General features: G+C 41.3%; 21 protein-coding genes and 2 pseudogenes. 14 read left to right on the top strand and 9 right to left on the bottom strand.

Annotated features, from left to right (window positions below; translation table 11 throughout):
* The first annotated feature begins 143 nt into the window (after positions 1 to 143).
* Positions 144 to 1,316, top strand: a complete 1,173-nt coding sequence (gene speY, locus ACEW80_RS10595; protein WP_373526533.1) for a deoxyhypusine synthase — start codon at positions 144 to 146, stop codon at positions 1,314 to 1,316.
* A 297-nt stretch (positions 1,317 to 1,613) separates the two neighbouring features.
* Positions 1,614 to 3,461, top strand: coding sequence for a VWA domain-containing protein (locus ACEW80_RS10590; protein WP_373526532.1), 1,848 nt, complete (start codon positions 1,614 to 1,616; stop codon positions 3,459 to 3,461).
* Positions 3,462 to 3,535: 74 nt separating this feature from the next.
* On the opposite strand, the gene ACEW80_RS10585 is transcribed toward ACEW80_RS10590, so the two are convergent.
* Positions 3,536 to 4,138, bottom strand: a complete 603-nt coding sequence (locus tag ACEW80_RS10585; RefSeq protein ID WP_373526531.1) for a PadR family transcriptional regulator — start codon at positions 4,136 to 4,138, stop codon at positions 3,536 to 3,538.
* A gap of 418 nt (positions 4,139 to 4,556) precedes the next feature.
* Between ACEW80_RS10585 and ACEW80_RS10580 the strand changes: the two genes are divergently transcribed.
* Positions 4,557 to 5,015, top strand: coding sequence for a helix-turn-helix domain-containing protein (locus ACEW80_RS10580; protein WP_373526530.1), 459 nt, complete (start codon positions 4,557 to 4,559; stop codon positions 5,013 to 5,015).
* Here the strand turns inward: ACEW80_RS10580 and gatA are convergent, their stop codons facing one another.
* The gene (gatA, locus tag ACEW80_RS10575) at positions 5,016 to 6,479 is read right to left on the bottom strand and encodes an Asp-tRNA(Asn)/Glu-tRNA(Gln) amidotransferase subunit GatA (RefSeq protein ID WP_373526529.1); all 1,464 of its coding nucleotides are present in this window, start codon (positions 6,477 to 6,479) and stop codon (positions 5,016 to 5,018) included.
* Between the two features lie 693 nt (positions 6,480 to 7,172).
* Here gatA and ACEW80_RS10570 point away from each other — a divergent pair.
* Together ACEW80_RS10570 and ACEW80_RS10565 are read left to right on the top strand one after the other, a co-directional pair.
* A complete protein-coding gene (locus tag ACEW80_RS10570; protein ID WP_373526528.1) occupies positions 7,173 to 8,525 on the top strand; it encodes an OB-fold nucleic acid binding domain-containing protein in 1,353 nt (450 codons plus the stop codon).
* Between the two features lie 200 nt (positions 8,526 to 8,725).
* A complete protein-coding gene (locus ACEW80_RS10565) occupies positions 8,726 to 9,322 on the top strand; it encodes a hypothetical protein (protein WP_373526527.1) in 597 nt (198 codons plus the stop codon).
* On the opposite strand, the gene ACEW80_RS10560 is transcribed toward ACEW80_RS10565, so the two are convergent.
* Both ACEW80_RS10560 and ACEW80_RS10555 read right to left on the bottom strand, forming a co-directional pair.
* Positions 9,287 to 10,552, bottom strand: coding sequence for a sensor histidine kinase (locus ACEW80_RS10560; RefSeq protein ID WP_373526526.1), 1,266 nt, complete (start codon positions 10,550 to 10,552; stop codon positions 9,287 to 9,289). The two genes, ACEW80_RS10565 and ACEW80_RS10560, sit on opposite strands and share 36 nt — an antisense overlap.
* A gap of 50 nt (positions 10,553 to 10,602) precedes the next feature.
* Positions 10,603 to 11,286: a response regulator transcription factor gene (locus ACEW80_RS10555; RefSeq protein WP_373526525.1), complete on the bottom strand. Its 684-nt coding sequence runs from the start codon at positions 11,284 to 11,286 to the stop codon at positions 10,603 to 10,605.
* A gap of 202 nt (positions 11,287 to 11,488) precedes the next feature.
* Between ACEW80_RS10555 and ACEW80_RS10550 the strand changes: the two genes are divergently transcribed.
* The gene (locus tag ACEW80_RS10550; RefSeq protein WP_373526524.1) at positions 11,489 to 11,866 is read left to right on the top strand and encodes a hypothetical protein; all 378 of its coding nucleotides are present in this window, start codon (positions 11,489 to 11,491) and stop codon (positions 11,864 to 11,866) included.
* A 185-nt stretch (positions 11,867 to 12,051) separates the two neighbouring features.
* Here the strand turns inward: ACEW80_RS10550 and ACEW80_RS10545 are convergent.
* Positions 12,052 to 12,294 (bottom strand): annotated as a pseudogene (locus ACEW80_RS10545) (Imm30 family immunity protein); the annotation flags it as partial.
* Positions 12,295 to 12,388: 94 nt separating this feature from the next.
* Here ACEW80_RS10545 and ACEW80_RS10540 point away from each other — a divergent pair.
* Positions 12,389 to 12,736 carry a hypothetical protein gene (locus tag ACEW80_RS10540; protein WP_373526523.1) on the top strand — a complete coding sequence of 116 codons (348 nt, stop codon included), beginning with the start codon at positions 12,389 to 12,391 and terminating at the stop codon, positions 12,734 to 12,736.
* 8 nt (positions 12,737 to 12,744) lie between these two features.
* Positions 12,745 to 13,170 (top strand): type II toxin-antitoxin system VapC family toxin, encoded by a 426-nt coding sequence (locus ACEW80_RS10535; RefSeq protein WP_373526522.1) that lies wholly within the window; start codon positions 12,745 to 12,747, stop codon positions 13,168 to 13,170.
* A gap of 17 nt (positions 13,171 to 13,187) precedes the next feature.
* On the opposite strand, the gene ACEW80_RS10530 is transcribed toward ACEW80_RS10535, so the two are convergent.
* The 4 genes and pseudogenes from ACEW80_RS10530 to ACEW80_RS10515 all read right to left on the bottom strand — a co-directional run bounded on the left by ACEW80_RS10530 (position 13,188) and on the right by ACEW80_RS10515 (position 17,729).
* Entirely contained in the window at positions 13,188 to 14,096 is a 909-nt protein-coding gene (locus ACEW80_RS10530; protein ID WP_373526521.1) for a barstar family protein, read from the bottom strand.
* Positions 14,097 to 14,268: 172 nt separating this feature from the next.
* Positions 14,269 to 16,158 carry a hypothetical protein gene (locus ACEW80_RS10525; protein WP_373526520.1) on the bottom strand — a complete coding sequence of 630 codons (1,890 nt, stop codon included), beginning with the start codon at positions 16,156 to 16,158 and terminating at the stop codon, positions 14,269 to 14,271.
* Positions 16,159 to 16,164: 6 nt separating this feature from the next.
* Positions 16,165 to 17,058, bottom strand: a pseudogene (locus tag ACEW80_RS10520) (PP2C family serine/threonine-protein phosphatase).
* A gap of 11 nt (positions 17,059 to 17,069) precedes the next feature.
* Positions 17,070 to 17,729 carry a VWA domain-containing protein gene (locus tag ACEW80_RS10515; protein ID WP_373526519.1) on the bottom strand — a complete coding sequence of 220 codons (660 nt, stop codon included), beginning with the start codon at positions 17,727 to 17,729 and terminating at the stop codon, positions 17,070 to 17,072.
* Positions 17,730 to 18,011: 282 nt separating this feature from the next.
* Between ACEW80_RS10515 and ACEW80_RS10510 the strand changes: the two genes are divergently transcribed.
* The 6 genes from ACEW80_RS10510 (at position 18,012) to ACEW80_RS10485 (ending at position 22,391) form a co-directional block, all read left to right on the top strand.
* On the top strand, positions 18,012 to 18,341 hold the full coding sequence (locus tag ACEW80_RS10510; protein WP_373526518.1) for a XisI protein: 330 nt from the start codon (positions 18,012 to 18,014) through the stop codon (positions 18,339 to 18,341).
* Positions 18,342 to 18,423: 82 nt separating this feature from the next.
* Positions 18,424 to 19,626 carry a methyltransferase domain-containing protein gene (locus ACEW80_RS10505; protein WP_373526517.1) on the top strand — a complete coding sequence of 401 codons (1,203 nt, stop codon included), beginning with the start codon at positions 18,424 to 18,426 and terminating at the stop codon, positions 19,624 to 19,626.
* Positions 19,627 to 20,075: 449 nt separating this feature from the next.
* Positions 20,076 to 20,558, top strand: coding sequence for an ATP synthase subunit I (locus ACEW80_RS10500; protein ID WP_373526516.1), 483 nt, complete (start codon positions 20,076 to 20,078; stop codon positions 20,556 to 20,558).
* A 61-nt stretch (positions 20,559 to 20,619) separates the two neighbouring features.
* Positions 20,620 to 21,381, top strand: a complete 762-nt coding sequence (gene atpB / locus ACEW80_RS10495) for a F0F1 ATP synthase subunit A (protein ID WP_373526515.1) — start codon at positions 20,620 to 20,622, stop codon at positions 21,379 to 21,381.
* A gap of 150 nt (positions 21,382 to 21,531) precedes the next feature.
* A complete protein-coding gene (gene atpE / locus ACEW80_RS10490; protein ID WP_373526514.1) occupies positions 21,532 to 21,780 on the top strand; it encodes an ATP synthase F0 subunit C in 249 nt (82 codons plus the stop codon).
* 179 nt (positions 21,781 to 21,959) lie between these two features.
* Positions 21,960 to 22,391, top strand: coding sequence for a F0F1 ATP synthase subunit B' (locus tag ACEW80_RS10485; protein WP_373526513.1), 432 nt, complete (start codon positions 21,960 to 21,962; stop codon positions 22,389 to 22,391).
* Positions 22,392 to 22,434: the final 43 nt, after the last annotated feature.

The following is a 22,434-nucleotide window of genomic DNA, read 5'->3' as shown; positions in this document are numbered from 1 at the left end:
TCATCGGAAAATCCCACAAGGAATGAAAAAAGTTTCTTCTCCTACTTATTTTTTCAAGCTAGTGAGAAAAAAGTATTGCTGTCACTTTGGCTGAAAGCTAGATAACATTAGATTCTGCGTGTTTACTGTTCAGGAGTGCCAAAATGTCTAAACAGTTGGGTCAAAAAATCGCACCTACACCTATATCAAATGATATCAATGTGGTGGATTTGATTGATCAATACTTCACCGCCTATAATTCAGCGCGGTTGCGCGAAATCTGTCAACTACTGAGTCGTGATGTGCTGACAGAAGGTGTCACAGTGGGAGTTAGCCTTTCCGGTGCGATGACACCAGCAGGATTTGGGGTTTCAGCGCTTGCACCCTTAATTCGCAACGGCTTTATTGACTGGATGATTAGCACAGGTGCAAATCTTTACCACGATATGCACTACGGTTTGGGTTTTGAACTGTTCGCTGGTAATCCATTTTTGGATGATGTGAAACTACGCCAAGAAGGCACTATCAGGATTTACGACATTATTTTTGGCTATGATGTGCTGCTGGAAACAGATGCGTTCATCCGCAAGATTCTCCAAGGTGAAGCGTTTCAAAAGCGGATGGGAACTGCTGAGTTTCACTATTTACTCGGTAAGTATGTCCGGGAAGTAGAAAAGCAATTAGGTGTGCAGCATTCTTGCTTGCTTGCTACAGCGTATGAGTGTGGTGTACCGATTTATACATCTTCTCCAGGGGATAGTTCAATTGGGATGAACGTGGCGGCTTTGGCATTGGAAGGTTCGCAGTTAATATTAGATCCATCAATTGACGTAAATGAGACAGCAGCGATCGCTTACAATGCCCGTGAATCTAAAGGTAAAAGTGCGGCTGTAATTCTCGGTGGTGGTAGTCCCAAAAACTTTTTGCTACAAACACAGCCGCAAATTCACGAAGTGTTGGGACTAGAAGAACGGGGACATGATTACTTTGTGCAGTTTACCGATGCTCGTCCCGATACAGGCGGTTTGTCTGGGGCAACTCCATCAGAAGCCGTCAGCTGGGGTAAGATTGACCCGGAAGAGTTACTTAACACAATTGTTTGTTACACCGATAGCACGATCGCTCTTCCACTAGTAACAGCATACGTCATGAACAAGTGCCAACCTCGTCCCCTAAAGCGTTTGTACGATAGACGAGAAGCCATCTACGATAAACTGCAAAAAGACTATCTAGCAGCCAAAACCCGACCATCGGATCAGATTCCAGCAGCGATGGCCGAAAATGCTTCACAGCAAACAGCGACTTATCCCTGTGGTCGGCTGATTCCAAATACATAGAGAAGTACAGACGCGATTAATCGCGTCTGTACTGGGGATACCGATAGGAATAAAGCGATCGCTTCTAGTACCATTTAGGCGATCGCTTGAGCATAATTTGGGCATCGTCTAGGCAAGCCGCCCATAGTCTTGATTTTCTCTAAACCATCTTTGCAGCCAAATCTGCGAGACATTAAAGCTATAAAAATTTACATTAAATTTACTTATTTACACGGAGTACACTGATTTTTGGGTAAACTAAAGAAAGCATTAGCTATCTGGGCATAATAGGGCTGACAATTCAAAGGGGTATACGAAATGCTCAAGACAAGTTACGACTTTGACCAGGCTATCCTACCCGCAGGATCTTCATTAAAGACTAATATCTTGCTACGTTTTCGGGCTGAAATAGCTGAATCTCCCCGACGTAACCTCAACCTTTCTCTGGTAATTGACCGTTCAGGCTCTATGGCAGGGGCTCCCTTGCATCATGCGCTCAAAGCTGCTGAGTCTGTGGTAGATCAACTTGAAAAAGACGACATTCTTTCAGTAGTTGTTTATGACGATGAAGTGGATACTGTTGTCCCACCCCAGGCTGTAACTAACAAGGCTGCGCTGAAAAATTCCATACACAGGGTTAGAGCAGGCGGTATTACCAACTTATCCGGCGGATGGCTCAAAGGCTGCGAACACGTGAAGACGCAGCTTGATCCGCAAAAAATAAACCGTGTTCTCTTGCTTACCGATGGTCACGCCAATATGGGCATTCAAGACCCCAATGTACTCACAGCAACATCGGGGCAGAAAGCTGAGTTAGGTGTTACCACAACTACGTTAGGTTTTGGTCAGGGTTTCAATGAAGACCTCCTGATCGGTATGGCGAGGGCTGCCAGTGGCAACTTCTACTTCATTCAGAGCATCGATGACGCAACTGAGGTGTTTAGTATTGAACTAGATTCTCTTAGAGCAGTGGTGGGACAAAACCTTAATGTCACACTTGAGTTAGCTGATGGTGTTAGCTTGGTTGATACCTTGAGTCTTGCTAAAGTCAGCCAGAATGACGCTGGTAAAACTGCGATCGCCTTGGGAGAGCTTTACGAGGGGGAAGACAAACTTCTAGGGTTGAGTTTACTAATATCCTCTGCTCAAGTTGGCAAGTTACCTGTGATGAAGCTGCATTACAGCGCTGATGTTGTGCAGAATGACCTGATTCAAAGCGTGTCAGACACAGTAGATGTCTTCGCCAAAGTTGGTACTGTCGAAGAAGCAGCTCTTGCTTCTACCAGCCATATCATTCTGGAATTGAGTCGTCTTACCATCGCTAAGGCCAAAGAGACTGCCCTTAATCTCGCTGAGGATGGCAGACATGAAGAAGCAGAGCAAATCCTCCGTGTCCTTGTGAAAGATTTCCGGGATAGAGGGTTGAACGAGAACTTTGAAATAGCTGAGGAGATAGATCAGCTTGAGTATTTCGCGGGTCGGATCGCCCAAAAAGCTCTAGGCAATGCCGGGCGTAAAGAACTGCGGGATCAGAGTTACCAGACAATGACGCGCAATCGCAGCGATCTGGTCGGTCGCGGTGTCACTGCTGGGGATGAAGTGTACGCGATGCCGATTGTCAATGAAGTCGGTTCAGGTGTTGAATTACACTGCGTTCGTGAAGGAGGTAAACTGCGGATCAAAGTCATGACTAAGGGCTACGATTCGACCAAGAACATCCAGTTTCCCAGAGCTATTCGTGCCGAGGGTGCACGCTATGTAGTTGAAAAACTGGAACTTTCAAGCGAACGCACTTTCTACCGTGTACATGGCAACATTACCCGTCTTACTCAACCTGGTGAACCAGATATCTTCGTTGCTCATAGTCAATCGAGGTCAACTAATACAGGCAAAGCCTCCAAAGGCCCTGCCAGTGCCGCCGATCTTGCCGCAACTGACACCGTAGGAGAGAGTATTTTAGTTCAGTGTGTCAAAGATGGCAGCAAGCTGCGCGCTAGGGCGGTTTCCGACGGATATGAACCGGATTGGAATATGCGTTTTCCGCGATCGGTTCGTGAGGAAGGAATGCTTTACGTTGTTGATGAAGTCAAAACAGCACCCGATGGTAAGTCGTATATTGCCTGTGGTGAAATTAAGCGATTTGTGCAACCTACCATTACCAATTGAGATGAACTCAAAAGATTCTCAGTTCAATACCTTGTCCTAAAGGACACGCTAGGCGAACGCCAAAAATACCCAACTCATTTCTCAGCCAGAATCGCGTAAATTTCCCGTTTAACTTGTTCTAAAAGCTCACGCACCCGATTTATTCGCTCTACATTCCCACTGCGAGCAACCTGCACTACAACAGCAGCTAATTCTGTTGCAGCATTCCGCAATTCAATAAACTCTTGAGGCTTACCTGTGATGAAAGTTTTGAAGGTATCCCAAGGAGAATCTGAAGTTTCTTGTTGGGTACGTTCTGCCAACAGTTGTCTACCCTGATCTGTGATCGTGTAAATTCGTTTGCCACCTTCCTGTGCACTCTTGAGATAACCACCTTCCTCAAGCAATTGCAGTGTTGGATACACTGAGCCAGGACTGAGGCGACGGAAACCACCATACCGAGTTTCCATCTCTTTGATTAGGTCGTAACCGTGACTAGGATGCTCGGATAATAATTCCAGCAGAATGAACTTGATATCACCTCTACGAGTCCGATGTTCATCTCCCCAACCACGACCAAACATTTCATTGCCGTGATGTTTGCCATGCTGAAACCAAGGCCTAACAAGCAATAAATCATCTTCGTTAACTCCTGCCCATGCAGGTATCCCAAAGTGTGACCGAAAGTGTCTAAACATAAATGAATCTCAAATCAACTTTCTCTAGTATACGATATATCGGAATATATCACGATATATCGGAATAGAATTTTGATGAATATTTTTGACTTGAGAATGCAACTCAAGTTATTGGTAGGGAATAATCATGCGTGCGATCGCTACAATTATCCTAGCCCTGGGTAGCCGTTGGCATAATATTTGTATTAAAAATTACAATCTTTTAATTAATATACCTTAAATTTTTAATTTAAAAGTATATATTTAAACAGTGAAAATACTTAACATTAGCAGCTTTGGCACTTTAAAACACAGAATTAAACCGTTATCAAAATTTTCCGAAAATTCATTATTCAGTAAATTTACGTATGCGTATTTAAGTCTTTTCAATTCAATATATGAATAGTAGACATTAGTCCATAAATAATAGGAGAAGACTGTGACGTTCTTAAATGAAGCTCAAGTAGAGCAGCTAAAAGAAATAACCACACACTTACGACAAGTAAGACAAAAAAAATCCATCCGTATAGAAGAAATAGCCGCTCAAATACTAATTCGCTCAAGTGTTTTGCAAGCTTTAGAAGAAGAGCGATTTGGAGAATTGCCTGAGCCTATTTTTGTTCAAGGATTCATCCGTCGCTATGGAGATGCTTTAGGACTGGATGGAAATGCTTTGTCATACGCCCTTATAACCAATGTTGTCCGCCCAGACTCCAATAATGATCATCAGAATTTAGACAACAAACCAAATACATACATACCTCTTGTTGTTACCTACATTCTATTATTAGTAGCTGCATCTGCTGGTCTTTTTTATACACTTAACCCACCACAAATTACATCTGAATCCCTGACTCCAGAGAACAACACTCAACAGTCAGTAATCAGTGAAAAATAATTAGGCTGATATTTGCGGTTTACGCAGATGCCAACGAGTAGATTGTTCATAAGCATAAGCAACCTGAAAGAGTTGTTCTTCTCGCAGCACATTGCCAATTAGCTGTAATCCTATTGGTAGACCTTGCTCATCAAAACCACATGGCAAACTTAAACCAGGTAAACCAGCAAGATTCACCGGAATAGTCATCAAATCAGTTAAATACATACTTAAAGGGTCAGTAGTTTTTTCCCCTGCTTTGAAGGCTGTAGTGGGAGATGTAGGACAGATTAAGACATCAACCGCGCCAAAAGCCTTTTCAAAGTCTTGCTTAATCAGGGTGCGGACTTTTTGCGCTTTCAAGTAGTAGGCATCGTAATAGCCAGCCGAAAGGGCGTAAGTGCCGATCATAATCCGGCGTTTGACTTCTGTACCAAAACCAGTGGCACGGGTACGAGTATACATCGACAGCAGATTATCCGCATCAGGAGCGCGGTAACCATATTTAACGCCATCGTAACGAGCCAGGTTTGCTGACGCTTCCGATGGAGCGATGATGTAGTAGGTAGGTAAGCCATAGCGAAAGCGGGGACAGGAAACTATATGAATCTCTGCTCCCAAACTTTGTAGTATATCTACTGCTTTAGTAACAGCTTGTTCCACTACAGAGTCCAAACCTTCACCAAAAGTTTCTTTAATGACACCAATTCTTAACTGGCCTCTGGGTTTGAAGTTTGGTTTTAAGCTGGCGGCGTAGTTGGGAATGGCAACTTTCAGGCTGGTAGAGTCTTTGGGATCGTGACCTGCGATCGCACTCAATAATATTGCAGCATCTTCTACTGTGTTTGCAAATGGGCCAATTTGATCTAAAGACGAAGCGTAAGCCACCAAACCATAACGGGAAACCAAACCATAAGTTGGTTTCATCCCCACCACACCGCAAAAAGATGCAGGTTGCCGAATCGAACCACCAGTATCAGAACCGAGAGCAACCACACATTCTTGAGCCGCCACAGCTGCTGCCGAACCCCCCGAAGAACCACCCGGAACCCGTGATAAATCCCAAGGATTAGCCGTAACTTGATAAGCTGAGTTTTCTGTGGAACTACCCATTGCAAACTCATCTAAGTTGGTTTTGCCTACCATTACTGCCCCAGCATCTATCAGTTTTTGCGTCGCCGTTGATTCATAAGGCGGTACAAAATTTTCCAGAATTCGAGAGGCGCAGGTGGTAGGTATTCCCTTGGTACACAAATTGTCTTTTATCCCTACTGGAATCCCTGCTAGCAGCCCAATTTCTTCTCCGGCAGCAATTTTGGCATCCACAGCGCTTGCCTGCTCTAATGCTCGTTCTGTCGTCACACATAAAAAGCTGTGCAATTTCGGCTCTAACGCTTGAATGCGATCTAAAGCTTCTTGGGTAATTTCAACGGCAGAACGTTCTTTTTTAACTAGCTGTTCGTGCAACTCGCGGATAGATGCCATGATTGCTCTCTTTATGATTCAAGTCCTTGATTTTAATACATATTGGCCAAGATTGGGTATTGGGATAAGACAGTTCCGTTAGCGGATAGCTAAGGTTTATACCATTTTACGAAAACCTTGATACACATAGATTTCTCGTAGGGGCATGGCATTGCCCATTGGTGTCAACTTGAGCCTAGAAATGGCTTAACTGTTGCCTCCCTCACCCGCCTGGAACTAAAGTTCTCTGGCTTTTAGCTAAAGTCTACTGAAGTAGACTAAAAATTTTTGACTATATATTTAGTCATCTTTCAGATGACTTTAGCTATTAGCAAGGAACTTCAGTTCCTTGCGGGACATGACTTTTACGTTAAGTTGACACCTAGGGGCATTGCCATGCCCCTACCAACGTATTTGTATCATTATTAAAGTGAATGGCTCTTTAACACTACTCCCCCACTCTCCAGGCATTTGACTAAGCAGATAATTATGTATTGAAATGTGCTTAATAAGTTTTAGAAAGCAGCAAATATATGATTATTAGCTGTCTATTGAATGAGTTATCAAAGTTTTGATATATTAGCTACTTTCTTGTAAGAGTATGGCAGTCTTTTCTAGTGATATAATTATTTATTCCAAGCGCTATCGATATTACAAGTTTGATAATTTTATCAATTAATTAATTTAACAAAATTTTTTCGGGGGTAGGGTAGGATGGTCAAAATAGCCACACGCAAATATTTAGGCAAACAAAATGTCTATGACATTGGGGTTCAGTGTAACCATAACTTTGCGATTAAAAACGGTTTAATAGCTGCCAATTGTTTCAATAAATCTCATTCGACTGCCTATGGTTATGTAACTTATCAAACAGCATATTTAAAAGCTAATTACCCGCTAGAATATATGGCGGCACTGTTGACGGCAAACAGTGGCGATACAGATAAGGTACAGAGATATATTACTAACTGTAGTAATATGGGTATTTCGATAGATCCGCCAGATATTAATCGTTCTGGTGTTGATTTTACGCCGACGGCAGGAAAGATTCTGTTTGGATTTTCGGCGGTGCGTAACGTCGGACAGAGTGCGATCGCTTGTATTTTGTCAGCAAGAAATGACACAGAAGAGTTTAAATCCCTCGCTGACTTTTGCGATCGCGTCGATTTACGTGCTGTTAATCGCCGGACTATGGAATCGCTAATTTACTGTGGAGCCTTTGACAAAATTGAACCAAACCGTCAACAGTTAATTAACGACTTAGAATTAGTCTATGATTGGGCACAATCTCGCGCTAAAGACAGAGCCAGCGGTCAAGGCAATCTCTTTGATTTATTAGGCGATGGATTTTCTTCGACTCAGAATAAAAGAGCAAATAACGCCCTTGAAACTGCTCCCAAAACTAAACCTGTAATGGATTTCCTCCCACAGCAAAAGTTGCAGAAGGAGAAAGAATTACTGGGCTTTTATGTATCAGATCATCCATTAAAATCCTTACGGCAAATAGCACCACTTTTGACACCAATTAACCTTTCGCAACTCGGAGAACAAAGGGAAGAAATAAGGCTTTGTGCAGTTGTCATGTTGAATAACGTGAAAAAAGTGGTCACTAAAAAAGGCGACCCGATGGCAATTTTGCAAATAGAAGACTTAACTACACAATCAGAAGCTGTAGTTTTTCCTAAAACCTATGAACGCATTAGTTCCCTACTCCAAGTTGATACCAGATTGATTATTTGGGGAAAAGTAGATCGACGCGACGAACAAACTCAATTTATCCTTGAAGATGCAGAACCAGTGGAAACAGTACAAATGGTGATGGTGGATTTAACTCCCCAGCAAGCGGGTAATATCGAAGAACTACATCGCTTGAAAACAATTTTGCAAGAACAGTCAGGAGACAAAGAAAGGGCAAAAATGCCAGTAATTGGAATTATCCAAACTGAAAATTCTCGTAAACTTGTTCGCTTGGGTTGGCAATTTTGTGTACAAGATTCTCGAATAACTGTTCAAGCTTTGCAAAATGCCAGTTTTCTTGCTCATATAAAATCGCTGACTAGTAGCTAACGCTAAAAGCGAAAAGTCCTTCAGTACCGAAAGCAGCTTCAAATCAGTTTTACTGAACTGTCAACAGTAAATTGCCTTAAGTATTAAGGATTGCAATCGTTTTTTTAGTTACTTATGCGGATGATAATTTCCTGTAGGGAGTGGTATCGTTTTATGCCATAGCCCTTAAGGCTGCGACCGGGGGAAGGAGTTAAAACTTGATGATTGTCAACGATTTACATAAATTTGTTTCATACTGTAAAATAATTCAACCCCAAACTCAGGAGGACATTCAAAAGTTTTTTGAAGGGGTGATCTTGTTTCCTTATGATAAGGAACTCTTGTTGCAAGCTTATTTATTTCTGAATATTAAAGACTTGTTTCCCTCGTGCGCTGAATTGTTGTTATTTGAAAAATCTCCAATTTCAGATTATACGGATTTAGGTAAATGCGATTTTGTTTTCCTGACCTTTAAAGGTAGTCTGTTTTTAGTTGAAACTAAGTTTATTGATACAGAAGCAACAGGAGCGACAGAAAGGAAAAGAAGAAATAAACACAGAAACAAGGTATTTGAGCAAGTTATTACTTTGAAAGGACGATTTAGTGAATATTGGAATATGAGACTGGATCAATTAGAGTGCGGGGTTTTTACAACAGATTCAGAACTTGCTTGGCGAGGAAATGGGGTGAATGTCACATCTAAATCAATATCTATCAATCATCTGGAAAAGTGGCGAAGAAGTTATCACAGCAGTAAAAATCTTTCATCTCATCTAGATGAATCAAAGTTTGAGGGGAAGGTTAATTTGAAAGGTTGAGCCTTCACCAAGTATACTTTTGACAGTTATTTGCCCCCCGTATCCTTGGACGATTTGTTGAGCGATCGCAAGTCCGAGTCCAAAGCCACCTGTTTGACGCGATCGCACAGTATCTACACGATAAAAACGATCAAAGATGTGTGGCAAATCAGTGGCGGGAATACCAATGCCGTTGTCTTTGACTTGAATTACCGCACTGTGAGACTGGGTAAAAAGACGTAACTTTACTTTACCATCTGCTGGCGTATATTTGAACGCATTACTCAGGAGATTAATCACGGCTTGTTTGAGCAAATTTGCATCTGCTTGTAAAATGACCGATTGCTCTGGAATTTGAGCGGTGAAACTGAGATTTTGGGCGGGGGCTTGAGTTGCAAATTCATGAGCAAGCGATCGCACCAGTTCGTTTAAATCAACAGATTTTGATGTAGTTTCAGCCAGCGATCCGTCATGGCGCGAAAGAAAGAGCAGATTATTAATTAGGGTACTCATAGACTTGGCAGTTTCGGCAATCTTTTGCAACCGAAATTTTTGCTCAAAGGGGTCTTCGGGTGGTATGAGGGCAACTTGGGCATTGCTCAATACCGTTGCTACGGGTGTGCGTAGTTCATGGGAAGCATCAGCTGTAAATCGTTGTAATTGCTGGTAAGCGCGGAGAGTTGGCCGCATTGCCAATCCGCCCAAAAACCAACCTGTAATCCCGATAATCCCAAAGGTTACGGGAACACCCAAAGTTAAAAATAAACGGGCTTGATTCAAGCTGCTGCGTAGAGAGTTCATTGGAACTGCGGTTTGGAAGTAGCCAATCAGCACCTTATCTTGCAAAACTGGAAGAGTGATTTGACGAACCCAAGTCTTGACAATTGGCAACTGATCTGAGTCAAGAGACGCTTGCACTGTTTGAAATCCAAGTTCTGCGGTTAATTGTTTGACACCCGATGAACCGACAAATTGTAGAAGTTGTTTATTCGCGTCATACCACCGGGCGTACACCAGTCCGCCATTCAATGACACGCCGTTTTCTAAAGGAGTCTGGCCGCGCTGACTTTGATAAAACGAGTAATGGGTTTTTCCGGCAAAGGCTTTACTTTGAAGAAACAGTTCATCATCAAAAAACCGCAACTGCTCTTCCACATTAAGACAGTAGCCCAATCCTGCAAAAGCAAACAGAATTCCGCCCATCGACAGGGCAAACCAGTGAGCAAGATTACGGCGACTGTGATTAAACATTTAAGGGCATTGGGCATTGGTTATTCTCCCTGCCTCCTGCCTTCTTGACTTTACTCATAGGAATTTGGCGGATTTAACCGATAACCCATCCGATGCACCGTTTCTATCCAATCTTTGGCATCAAGGTTTTGCAGACGTTGGCGCAGGCGGCGGACTAATGTCGTAATGGCGTTACTTTCCGGTTCGTCTCCCCAACTCCAAAGGGCTTGCTCAATCTGGTTATGAGATAAGACTTGGCGGGGATGACGCATCAAATATTCCATTAATTGAAATTCTCGGCTGGAAAGTTGAGTGGTTACTGAACCACGTTCGATTGTCAAGTTGGATAAATGAAGTTGTAAATCACCCAAACTGAGTATATCTCCTTGCCACATTGGCGATCGCCTTCCCAATGCCCGTACCCGTGCTAATAACTCCAGCACATCCACGGGCTTGACTAGATAATCATCGGCTCCAGCATCCAAGCCTGTTATTTTATCTAAAACTGTGTCTTTCGCCGTCAGCATCAGCACAGGAGCCAATTTACCTGCCCGTCTATATACTTTACAGAGTTCTACCCCACTTACTTTGGGCAACATCCAATCTAGAATCAGCAAGTCATAGTCTTTACGAAAGGCAAACCATTCCGCCGTTTCTCCATCTGCGATCGCATCTACTGTATGTCCCACTTTTAATAATGCTGTCCGCAGTGGCTCTAACTGTGATGGGTCATCTTCCACGAGTAAGATCAACATCCCATTTACTCTGTTAACTGTGATTTTTGCTCTCCAGTTCTTAGATTAAGCTAAAAGGGTCACATACAGTTTGACAATAATCTATAGCACTGCACAGTATAAGTAAACCACCCATTCCAAATTAATGAAACGTTTGCGGTATAGAAATTACGAATCACGTAGCGCTTTGTGCTTTCCCAACAGGATTACTCATTCCGCAAATATGCGCCAACTTCAATTGTTTCAGGTGTTGCGATCGCTAGGCTTTGTGTTTTGGCTATCCTTGCCATTGATCGGGCTAATTTTTTGGCTGGGGAGCGGCTTTGTGGAAGATCAGATTCTAAATCGCTCCTACTACAACAAAAAATATCTGCTAGCTGATACACGATTAGCACGGCAGATGATGAAAAGGATAGTGGCAATTGAGGTGGAAATTCGACAAGAAGATGGGGTTTCGCTAGTAAATGTAAGAACGAATCACTCAGTTCTCAAAGCGATCGCTTTTGAATTTCCAATAACAGAGCGAAGCCAACTTGAAACCGCCCTCAGTCAGGAGTTAGGCTTACCACGCTATCAGGTTAAGGAACTAATCCGCTATTAAGCGGTAGGGAACGGGGCAGGACAGTAGGGTGATGAAATAATGGGAATAAATCTCTATAGTTGAGTGCGTTTTAAGCGGCATTTTTGACAGCAACAGCCGCCGCAACAACTTGGGGAAGTAATAGATACTTAAACAGTAGTGTTTTCACTGAAATAATGCCCATTCCTACTTGAAATTGAAATAATCTACCGCCGCATTTTCAGATAATTCCATAGATATGTGGTTTGATTGCGAGGTCTATTCAAATTAGCTGAGTGTAAAACTTTTTGATAAACTTGGCAAGCTGAATCATCATTTAAAATCCTGTCATGAATGATTTTTGTCCATTCAGGTGTATTGATCATTAATTGGAGTACAACTTTAATAAAAGCCGCAATTTGTTCTTCTATATCAAAAGATTCGAGAAAATGAATTAAGCTGAACATAGATTGTTTTGATTCATGGGTTTCAACCTACGTATTGCTTCAGCAGCTTTACTTAAAAATGTTATAATCAATATAAAACTTCAAAGATAAAAATATTATGAATTTAGCTATAAAAACTAACTCTACGACACCTGCACCAAAGTTAACTTATGATGTACTAATTGAAAATCAGCAAGATGGCACCATAAAAGCAATATTGTTAGGTTTACCAGACTGTCAAGGTTTGGGAAATACGGAAACTGAAGCAATAGAAAAACTCAGTCAAAGTTTGCAAACTCGGTTAAAAACAGCCAAGATTGTGACTTTAGAAATTGAAGCGCCCAAAGTAGAAAATCCTTGGTTGAAAATAGCTGGTAAATATAAAGATGATCCACAGTTTGATGAGATGCTGGAATATATAGAAGAATATCGACGTGAATTGGATGCAGACAATGAAGCGAGGTAAATTCAGAGGTGAATGATTTAAGGATACTAGATACAGATCACCTCTCATTGATGCAAAGAGGTAATCCATTTATTATCGAACGATTAAATACATTTAATACTCAAGATATTGCCATAACTATAGTTACAGCTACTGAACAACTACGGGGGCGAATGAATATTATTAACAGGGCTGATTCATTAGATGAATTAGTCTTTGCTTATGCCAGATTAAAAGATACATTAGAAGACTTAAATACTCTCAATGTGCTGCCATTTAGTCATGATGCTGGCAAAATTTGCGCTGAATTAGTTAAGCAAAAAATCCGCGTTGGGACTCAAGATTTACGTATTGCGGCAATTACGCTGTCACTGAATGGTATTTTGGTTACTCGCAACTGGAAAGATTTTGAAAAAGTGCCTAATTTGCGTTTAGAAGATTGGACTATATCTTAATTTTTGTCAAGGTTAATTTAACCTAATTTGTTTATAGTTAAAAACTTCAGAGTAATATTCTTAGCTTGCCAGTATTCTTTGGCTGAATTTAAAATATCCAATGCTATTTGGTACTGTGTCGGTTCAGCTTGAGCAAAGATATCAGTATGGTCATACAATATGACGTATTTTTCAGCCGGACACCATGTTAAATCGGTAATACACTCATCAAAAGCATCCCAGTTAGCACCAAAGTATGTAGGAAATTCCATCGCTTCAGCAGCTTGTTTTAAAAATGTTTCTTTGCTATTGATTTTTTGACCATCAAGATAAAAAACTTTAGTTCCTGCTTCACAGATATTTTGTTCTGGAGGTTGAAAACTATTCCTATACAAAACTATTTGTGGATTGTTATCACGAAAAGATGCAGGAAGTTTATCTAGAATTGCGTTAACCATTTCTGAAGCTGTATTGCAAGCCCAGAAAGCAGCTTTAGCATTGCTAACTTTCAAAATTATTGATGCCACTGGTGTGTCTGTAAATATCTTTTTGCTGCGAAGATTTTCAATTAGCTTTCTTCCAAAATATTGGATTTCACCATTATCTCTTTCTTCAATAATATCTTCGGGTTTAAGATGAACTAATCTATCACGTAAATTGAATAGATCGGCAAAATCCTGATAAAGTTTATCTCCTTGAGCAAAAGGACTTTCTAAGGCTTCACTAGCCCGCCTAAACTTATTTTGTGTGTTTTTCTTATTAGAGGTAGACTCATCAATGGCATCAATCAATTTATCTAAAAAAGCTTCAGTTGCTCCAGTTCGCTTTTCACATTTAGCAAGCGCTGGAATTTCATTAATAAAAGCCTCCAATGCTAGTGCGGAAAAAATTATAGATACTAAAGCATCATTTTTTGTGTGAATGTCAAACCCTTTGCTTGCTTTCAAATATCCATGCTTCGCAATTTGATAGAACCGATATGAATCTATAATAAATCCCTGGACTGGTTGCATATTCTTAGCTTGGATTTTACAAAATCTAGTATAGGTTAATACCTCTATCAATTATTGGACTGTTTCACTTAATAAATATTATTTTTTTGTATTTAGATGCTACGCTTTACTGACTAAAAATGATACATAAAACTAAAACAAAAATAAACACCGAAGAAATAAACAAAGCGAAAGCATCTACTCCAAAACAAATCCATATAAATAACCCAATCATAGCAATACAAATAATCAAACCTTTGTTATTAGAGTTTGAATTAGTTGTAGTGATAGATGATTCAGATTTAACCTGCCAAAGTTTAATGGTCTTGTCCCCACTGCCACTAGCCAAGGTTTGACCATCGAGACTAAAGGCTACAGATTTAACCCAGTCAGTATGATCGCTAAGGGTTTGCAATAGATTTCCCTTCCTCACATCCCACAGTTTGATAGTGTTGTCACTACTGCCACTAGCCAAGGTTTGACCATTGGAACTGAAGGCTACAGAAAAAACCGCGCAAGAATGACCAGTGAGGGTTTGCAATAAGTTTCCTTTCCTCACATCCCACAGTTTGATAGTGTTGTCGCTACTACCACTAGCTAAGGTTTGACCATCGAGACTAAAGGCTAGACAAGGAACCCAGCTAGAATGGCCCGTGAGGGTTTGCATTAGGTTTCCCTTATTTACGTCCCACATTTTGATAGTGTTGTCCCAACTGCCACTAGCCAAGGTTTGACCATCGGGACTGAAGGCTACAGAATGAACCGAGTAAGAATGGCCCGTGAGGGTTTGCAATAGATTTCCCTTCCTCACATCCCACAGTTTGATAGTGTTGTCACTACTGCCACTAGCTAAGGTTTGACCATTGGAACTGAAGGCTACAGAAAAAACCCCGGAAGAATGACCAGTGAGGGTTTGCAGTAGGTTTCCTATTACGTGATGATTAATAACTCGCGGTTGTGGTGTTGATTTCACAACAGCAGATGCTTTTGCTTTAACAACACTAGGAAATATATCAATACCAAGTTTTGTAGAGCGATCGCACCAATAACACTTACCATAAGTTTGGCTGTAGTAGTGGCTGTCTACCTTTCCACAGATAGTTAACTCATTAACAGCAAGTCTGAGCGCCTTTACCCAATCCCCAGCAGTTGGGCGCAAGTTAGAATTTTTATAACCATCGTTAAAGCATTTGAAAAAACATCGCTGAACCTCTGGGTGAATAATCTCAAGAGGAAGTGTCCTTTCTACAGGTTGAATCAAACGGTTTGGTGCATACAGCCATAAACCCTGACGGATAAGTTCATTAGTTTCTGGAGTTTCCCCCGCACCTATCCACTTTCCGGCAAAAGGACTTTGACCACCAAATAACAACTGATAGATAATGACTGCTAACCGGAAGCGATCGTGTACTTCCGTTTGATCAATGCTATCAAAATCTTTGCCAATCAGTTCCGGTGGTGTAAAGCCATCTGAACCAACTGAACAACGATAAATCTTGCCATTTACCGGATTCCGAACTTGAAAGGAATCAGTATCAATAATTGAAGGTAAGGCGCGATCGTTTACAAGAATATTTTGCGGCTTGATGTCACCCAAAACATAGCCAGAAATGTGAATTGCTTCAATAATTGAGGCGATATTTAGCGCCGTTGTGTGGAGAAAACGCCAATCAACCTCAAGTTTCAAATCCTTACGACGCTTGGGGTTGTATATATCAATAAGTTCTTTTCCTTCCTTAATTTCCGGCATCAAAAAGCCCACACAATTACCCTGAGCATCTTTTAGTACCGACTTAGGCCAAGCAAAAGAAATATGATTGAGATGAGAGTTTGGCTCTTTGGGTCGGTGCGCTATCATCACCGCCAACTTTTGCACACGTTCAAGAGTTTGGTCGTGGTAAATTTTCGCTAAGTAACCATTGCGATTTGTTTGCCAAACCTTCGCTTCACCACTAATTTTAGGTTTACCCAGCAGAGTAATCGCTTGACCCGTACTGGCACAGGTGAAAACTATCATCGAATTTTACTCTCTATCAAATAAGCACAAAAGTAAAGTTTTATCATCGTCAGTGCGAGAATTTAGCCGTTCAGAGTTGAGGAATTCTATCAGATATTTATCTTCCTCCTCTTGATTAAATTGCTCGTGCAAGTATTCCTCCAAAGGTTTAAAGAAAGGTGAAAAGGGTTCCCAGTCGCTCAAGCGAATTGCTACTTTTTCTACTCCATCAGTGGAAGCACAAATAAACTCTTGTTTTTCGGAAATAACCTTTACCTGCATTTCTTTTACTGCATTTGCTGAAGTAATAAAAGTCGTTTCATTAGCAAACTCACCTTTATCTGGCTGAAACAACAGTTGATACAGCACTTCCGGCAGCTATGAGGTACATCCTCATAGCTGAAAGTGATGATAGGAGAGAGGCAGGGATAAAAACTGTATTGCATAATAGCCGGAAGTGCTGTATTCTGAGTCTTGGAAACGCCTTACAATAAATCCATCCCCGATTTGCATAGCTGCAACCCAGTCAGGAGTTGCCACGAAAACCAACAATGTACAAGCTAAATCATTGACAGAATAATTTTCTTTGTCTGCTTGCTTATGTAACTTTGCAATAGCTATTTTCACAATTTTAGCAAACAGTTGATGAGCTTCTTCTTTGCATAGTGGTTGAGAAAAACCTTGCTCTAATTCTTCTTCCTTCTGAGGATATTCATTAATATCAGAAAAGCATTTGAGTACCGTTTCAACCGCCAACTTAGCACCAATATCCGAATATTTAGCACTACCAGCACCATCAGCAACCGCACCTACAATAATCACATCATTAAAGATGAGATAACGCCCATAATCTTGACAAGGTATTTTCTTGTCTTGATGACTTGTTCCAATCGCAGAACGCGCAACAGCTTTCCAATTCACAAAACTTTCTCCTAAGTGCTAATTTGACCCCATCCCATAGCCGGTAAAGCTACAGCTTGCCCTACTTTGCCACTAGAAACCCGTTTCACCGAAGCAGATAGCCAGACAAACAACTCACGAAAATCTAAGCCATTTAGGGTAACTGGTGGACGTTCAGGAGGAGAAATTTGTTTGAGGATATTCATATCAGCACCCTTTACACCAACCGCAAAAAATGACAGTCGGCTTTGTGCTTCTGCTTCTCTCAATCTTTGCGCGGCTGAATCCCAGGAGTCAGTTGGCGCTCCGTCTGTAATCAAAAACACCCAAGGGCGATAATAGAGAATACCGTTGTTTTGATAAGTCTTTTTCCGGTTTTCTAGAAAATCCAAAGCATACTCAATCGCTGCACCCATTGGGGTTAAACCATCTACTTCCAATATAGGCGGTGTAAATTGGTCAATCGTCACAAAGTCTTGCATCAGTTTAACTATGGGGCCAAATGTAATCATGGCCACTTCCACACTCAGCGATGCTTGGGAATCTTTTTGTACATCTTCTTTGAAAGCAGCAAGTCCTCGATTTAACTCTTGGATAGGCTGACCTGACATAGAGCCAGAAGTATCGAGTAAGAGAATTACAGGGCAACGATTTTCTGGATTTTCAACGAATTCTGGCAATCCTACAGCCATTCGGCACTCCTAATTAAGTAAAATTTTATACATAAAATATAATTCAACCATATTACTTAATAGATACTTAAACAGTAGTGTTTTCACTGAAATAATGCTCATGCCTACTTTAAATTGAAATAATCCACCGCCGCATTTTCAGATAATTCCATAGATGTGTGGTTTAATGCGATGTCTACGACGGGCTGCGCCTACGCAATTATTTGTCTACCTGAAGTGTCCAGCATTCGGTAAACTCAAAAATACTGCGTTATTCCTCATCATGTACCAGGACATTGTTTTATGGAAGGAATAAATTACTCTCAAATCATTCAAGATATTTTAAGCAACCATTCTGCTAATGACGTGGCTAATGGCACAGAAATTCAATTGTTGTTTGATGCAGAACGCCATCATTATCAAGTCTTAAATATTGGCTGGAAAGAACAACGGAGAATTTATGGAGTGATCATTCATGTTGATATCAAAGACAAAAAAATTTGGATACAAAGAGATGGTACAGAAATTGGCGTCGCTAACGAATTAATCGCTGCTGGGGTATCGAAAGAAGATATTGTATTAGGATTTCACGCTCATTATAAACGCGAATTTACTGACTTTGCTGTTGGATAAATAGCAGTAATTAAGCAATAGTAATCTTTGCCCTAATCATCCACTATCAGGTAAACTCAGAAATACTGCGTTATTCCTGATCATGTCCGATTCCCAAGCTGTTAGTGCTGCTGTTGCCAAACTCTACAATACCTACCCCTTTCCGCCAGAAGCCCTGTTAGATGAACCACCTCCAGGCTTTAACTGGCGCTGGAATTGGCTAGCTGCTCATAACTTCTGCACAGGTCAAAAACCTCAAAGGCAAGATATTCGGATTTTAGATGCAGGTTGCGGTACTGGCGTAAGTACAGAGTACTTAGTTCACCTCAATCCTCAAGCTTATGTTGTGGGAATTGACCTCAGTACTGGTGCTTTGGCTGTAGCAAAAGAGCGTTGTCAGCGTTCTGGCGCTACCCGCGTGGAATTTCATCACCTCAGCTTGTTTGACGTGGAACAATTACCGGGTGAGTTTGATTTAATTAACTGTGTTGGCGTTTTGCATCATACCGCTGATCCAATTCGCGGTATTAAAGCCTTGGCGAAAAAGTTAGCTCCAGGCGGCTTGATGCACATTTTTGTCTATGGTGAGTTGGGACGCTGGGAAATTCAACTCATGCAAAAAGCGATCGCACTTCTTCAAGGTGACAAAAAAGGCGACTACCGCAATGGTGTCAAAATTGGGCGACAAATATTCGCCTCTTTACCAGAAAATAACCGAATTGTCAAATATGATAAACAACGTTGGTCACTAGAAAACAAAAAGGATGAATGCTTTGCTGATATGTACGTTCATCCGCAGGAAATTGACTACAACATTGAGACGCTATTTGAATTAATTGATGCTTCGGGATTGGAGTTTATTGGTTTCTCGAATCCGAGTTTCTGGGATTTGGAGAGACTTTTAGGTAAAGCACCAGAGTTAGTAGAGCGATCGCCAGAATTAAGCGATGCCTGCGGCGGGCTAAACCAACGCCAGCTTTACCGCCTGATAGAATTATTAGATCCAGAAGTAACTCATTACGAGTTTTTCCTCGGTCGTCCTCCCCTCATCAAAGCCGATTGGTCAGACGACAACGACCTACTGGCATCAATTCCCGAACTGAATCCTTGTATTGAAGGATTTCCCAGTCAATGTTTCTTTAATTACGATTACCAGATTGTTAATTTATCTGTAGCAGAACTTGAATTTATGCAAAAATGTGATGCTAATTCCACAGTTGCAGAGATTTTAGCAGATGTACAACTGGGATTAGATGGGGTAAGAATGCTCCTCCAACAGCAGCTAATTTTATTGACACTTGGTTAAGTGTATTGTAATTTATACTTCGGTGATGAGCGATCGCCCATCACCACCTTTAGCAAATTAATGTAAATTAGGAAAGTACCCAAGAAATCGGGTATTGTACATCTTGGCGTTGCTGAATCAGGGTATGAAATTCCAAAATTTAAGTTTATTCAAGTCTTAATTCTTTGCGCCTTTGCGTGAGGCTAAATTCATACCTAACTTAATTCAAAAACCCAGATCCGATATAACGACTTTGGAAGACAATTATTTACTCAATAAAGCTGAAATTGGAAGAAATTTGGAATTTTCAAGCAGCGATTATTGATTACTCACCCCTTCACGCCCTGACATCATCAGCCGCTCTCTCGCTTCTGGTGGCGCGGTTTTACTGACTGTCTAACGTTGACAAGAAGTTAATTGTTTTTTCCTAAAGTATTGTTACCGCATCGTGATATGATTCATCTGATTGAATGTGCGGTCATCATAATTTAAGTGTACTGGTTTCAAGTCTCGTGAGCTTGTCAGACGAATCAATTGCGCCCACTCCGACAACGCAACAAGATCCTACAACTGGTTCTGAAAATACAGAATCAGGTAAATCCATGCAAGAGTACTATGAACTCTTCCAGAGGTTATTGTTAATCACGCTTGTCTTGACGGGGGTTATTTTTATCTCTGTGTGGATTTCTTATTCCTTAAACATTGCTCTTAATTATTTAATTGGAGCGTGTACAGGTGTGGTTTACTTAAAAATGCTGGCTAAAGATGTTGAGCAACTTGGTAGTGAGAAAACCCGGATGAGCAAAACTCGTTTTGCTCTATTTATTGGGTTGATTGTTTTGTCAACTCAATTGCACGAGCTAAAGGTTCTGCCCATATTTTTGGGATTTCTAACTTACAAAGCCACACTCCTCGTCTATACGGTGCAAATTGCGTTCCTTTCTGATTCTTAACCAAGTCAGGCTCACAAAGACAACACTCCCATCCTCGCTAGTTGGGGAAAATGCTTGAAGAATGCAAATGCTTAGTGTCTTAAACGCCTTTAATTCTTTTCCCCTCGCCGCATTAGAAGTAGGTCATCATTTCTACTGGCAATTGGGCAATCTTAAAATTCATGGGCAAGTTTTTCTCACCTCATGGTTTGTGATTAGCATTTTAGTAGTGGCTTCAATAGCTGCTACTCGCAACATCCAAAGAATCCCTAAGGGTATCCAAAATTTGATGGAATACGCCCTAGAATTTATCCGGGATTTGGCAAAAAACCAACTTGGTGAGAAAGAGTACCGCCCTTGGGTGCCATTTATTGGCACATTGTTTCTGTTTATTTTTGTGTCGAACTGGTCGGGGGCTTTAATTCCCTGGAAGCTCATCAAGCTACCTGCGGGTGAATTGGCGGCTCCCACCAATGACATTAATACGACTGTTGCATTGGCACTGCTGACCTCTTTAGCGTATTTTTACGCGGGTTTTAGCAAACGGGGTTTGGGCTACTTTAAGAAATATATAGAGCCAACACCCATTTTGTTGCCGATCGCAATTCTCGAAGATTTCACCAAGCCCCTCTCTCTAAGCTTCCGGCTATTTGGCAATATATTAGCGGATGAATTAGTAGTAGCGGTGCTGGTTCTGCTAGTTCCTCTATTTGTACCACTACCCGTGATGGCTTTGGGTTTATTTACCAGTGCAATTCAAGCCCTGGTTTTTGCTACCCTAGCCGGGGCATACATTCATGAGGCACTAGAGGGACATGGCGAAGAAGAGCATGAGGAGCATTAAGCTTCTCAGTTGATAGCACAGTTCCAGCGAGCGGTATAAGCTCAAAACGTCGCAACAGCGATTGGTAAGAACTCGGTGCAGTGTGAAAAACACGTTTCTAGTTGTTAATGTACATTTGTTAGTTCTGTAATTAAACCAAGGAAAATCAAAATGGATCCATTAGTGCAGGCTGCTTCAGTTCTTTCTGCTGCTTTAGCAATTGGTCTAGCTTCAATTGGGCCTGGTATTGGTCAAGGTAATGCTGCTGGACAAGCAGTAGAAGGTATTGCCCGTCAACCAGAAGCAGAAGGAAAAATTCGCGGTACTCTGCTATTAACCTTGGCTTTCATGGAATCTCTGACTATTTATGGTCTAGTTATTGCCTTGGTACTGCTGTTTGCTAACCCCTTCGCAGGATAAGACCTAAAAGTTTTTGTGAGTGTGGAGACGTGAACCATCACGCCTCTGCAATCTAAATATTTTGGGCATTAAGTTGTTGTAATGTAGTTGACCTTTGTTGGCTATGGGTCTCTAAAATATCAAAGGTTGGATGATGTTGCTAGCCATGAAAACTGCTACTCCAGCCAAAGAGGAGAGAAATGTTTGATTTCGATGCTACCTTGCCCTTCATGGCATTGCAATTCCTGCTATTAGCAGCTTTGTTGAATGTAATTTTCTACAAGCCACTGACCAAGGCACTAGACGATCGCGATAATTATATCCGAACTAATACCCTTGATGCGCGGGAACGCTTGGCGAAAGCTGAACGTTTAGCTACTGAATATGAGCAGCAACTTACAGACGCTCGCAGACAATCGCAAGCGACTGTAGAAGCAGCTCAACTAGAAGCTAAGAAAATTACTGCCGAAAAAATCGCTGAGGCTCAAAAAGAAGCTCAGTCTCAACGAGAACAAGCTGCTGTTGAAATAGAGCAACAAAAGCAGGAAGCTATGCGTACTTTAGAGCAACGAGTTGATGCTCTAAGCAGACAGATTCTAGAAAAACTATTGGGGCCAGTTCCAGTTAGATAAACTAACAAGACTGGTTCTCTTGAAAGCATAGGCGCAACTGGGC

It is taken from the genome of Nostoc sp., assembly GCF_041747015.1.
Lineage (GTDB): Bacteria > Cyanobacteriota > Cyanobacteriia > Cyanobacteriales > Nostocaceae > Nostoc.
The sequence above is the reverse complement of the archived record's forward strand: the minus strand, read 5'-3'. Positions and strand labels throughout refer to the sequence as shown.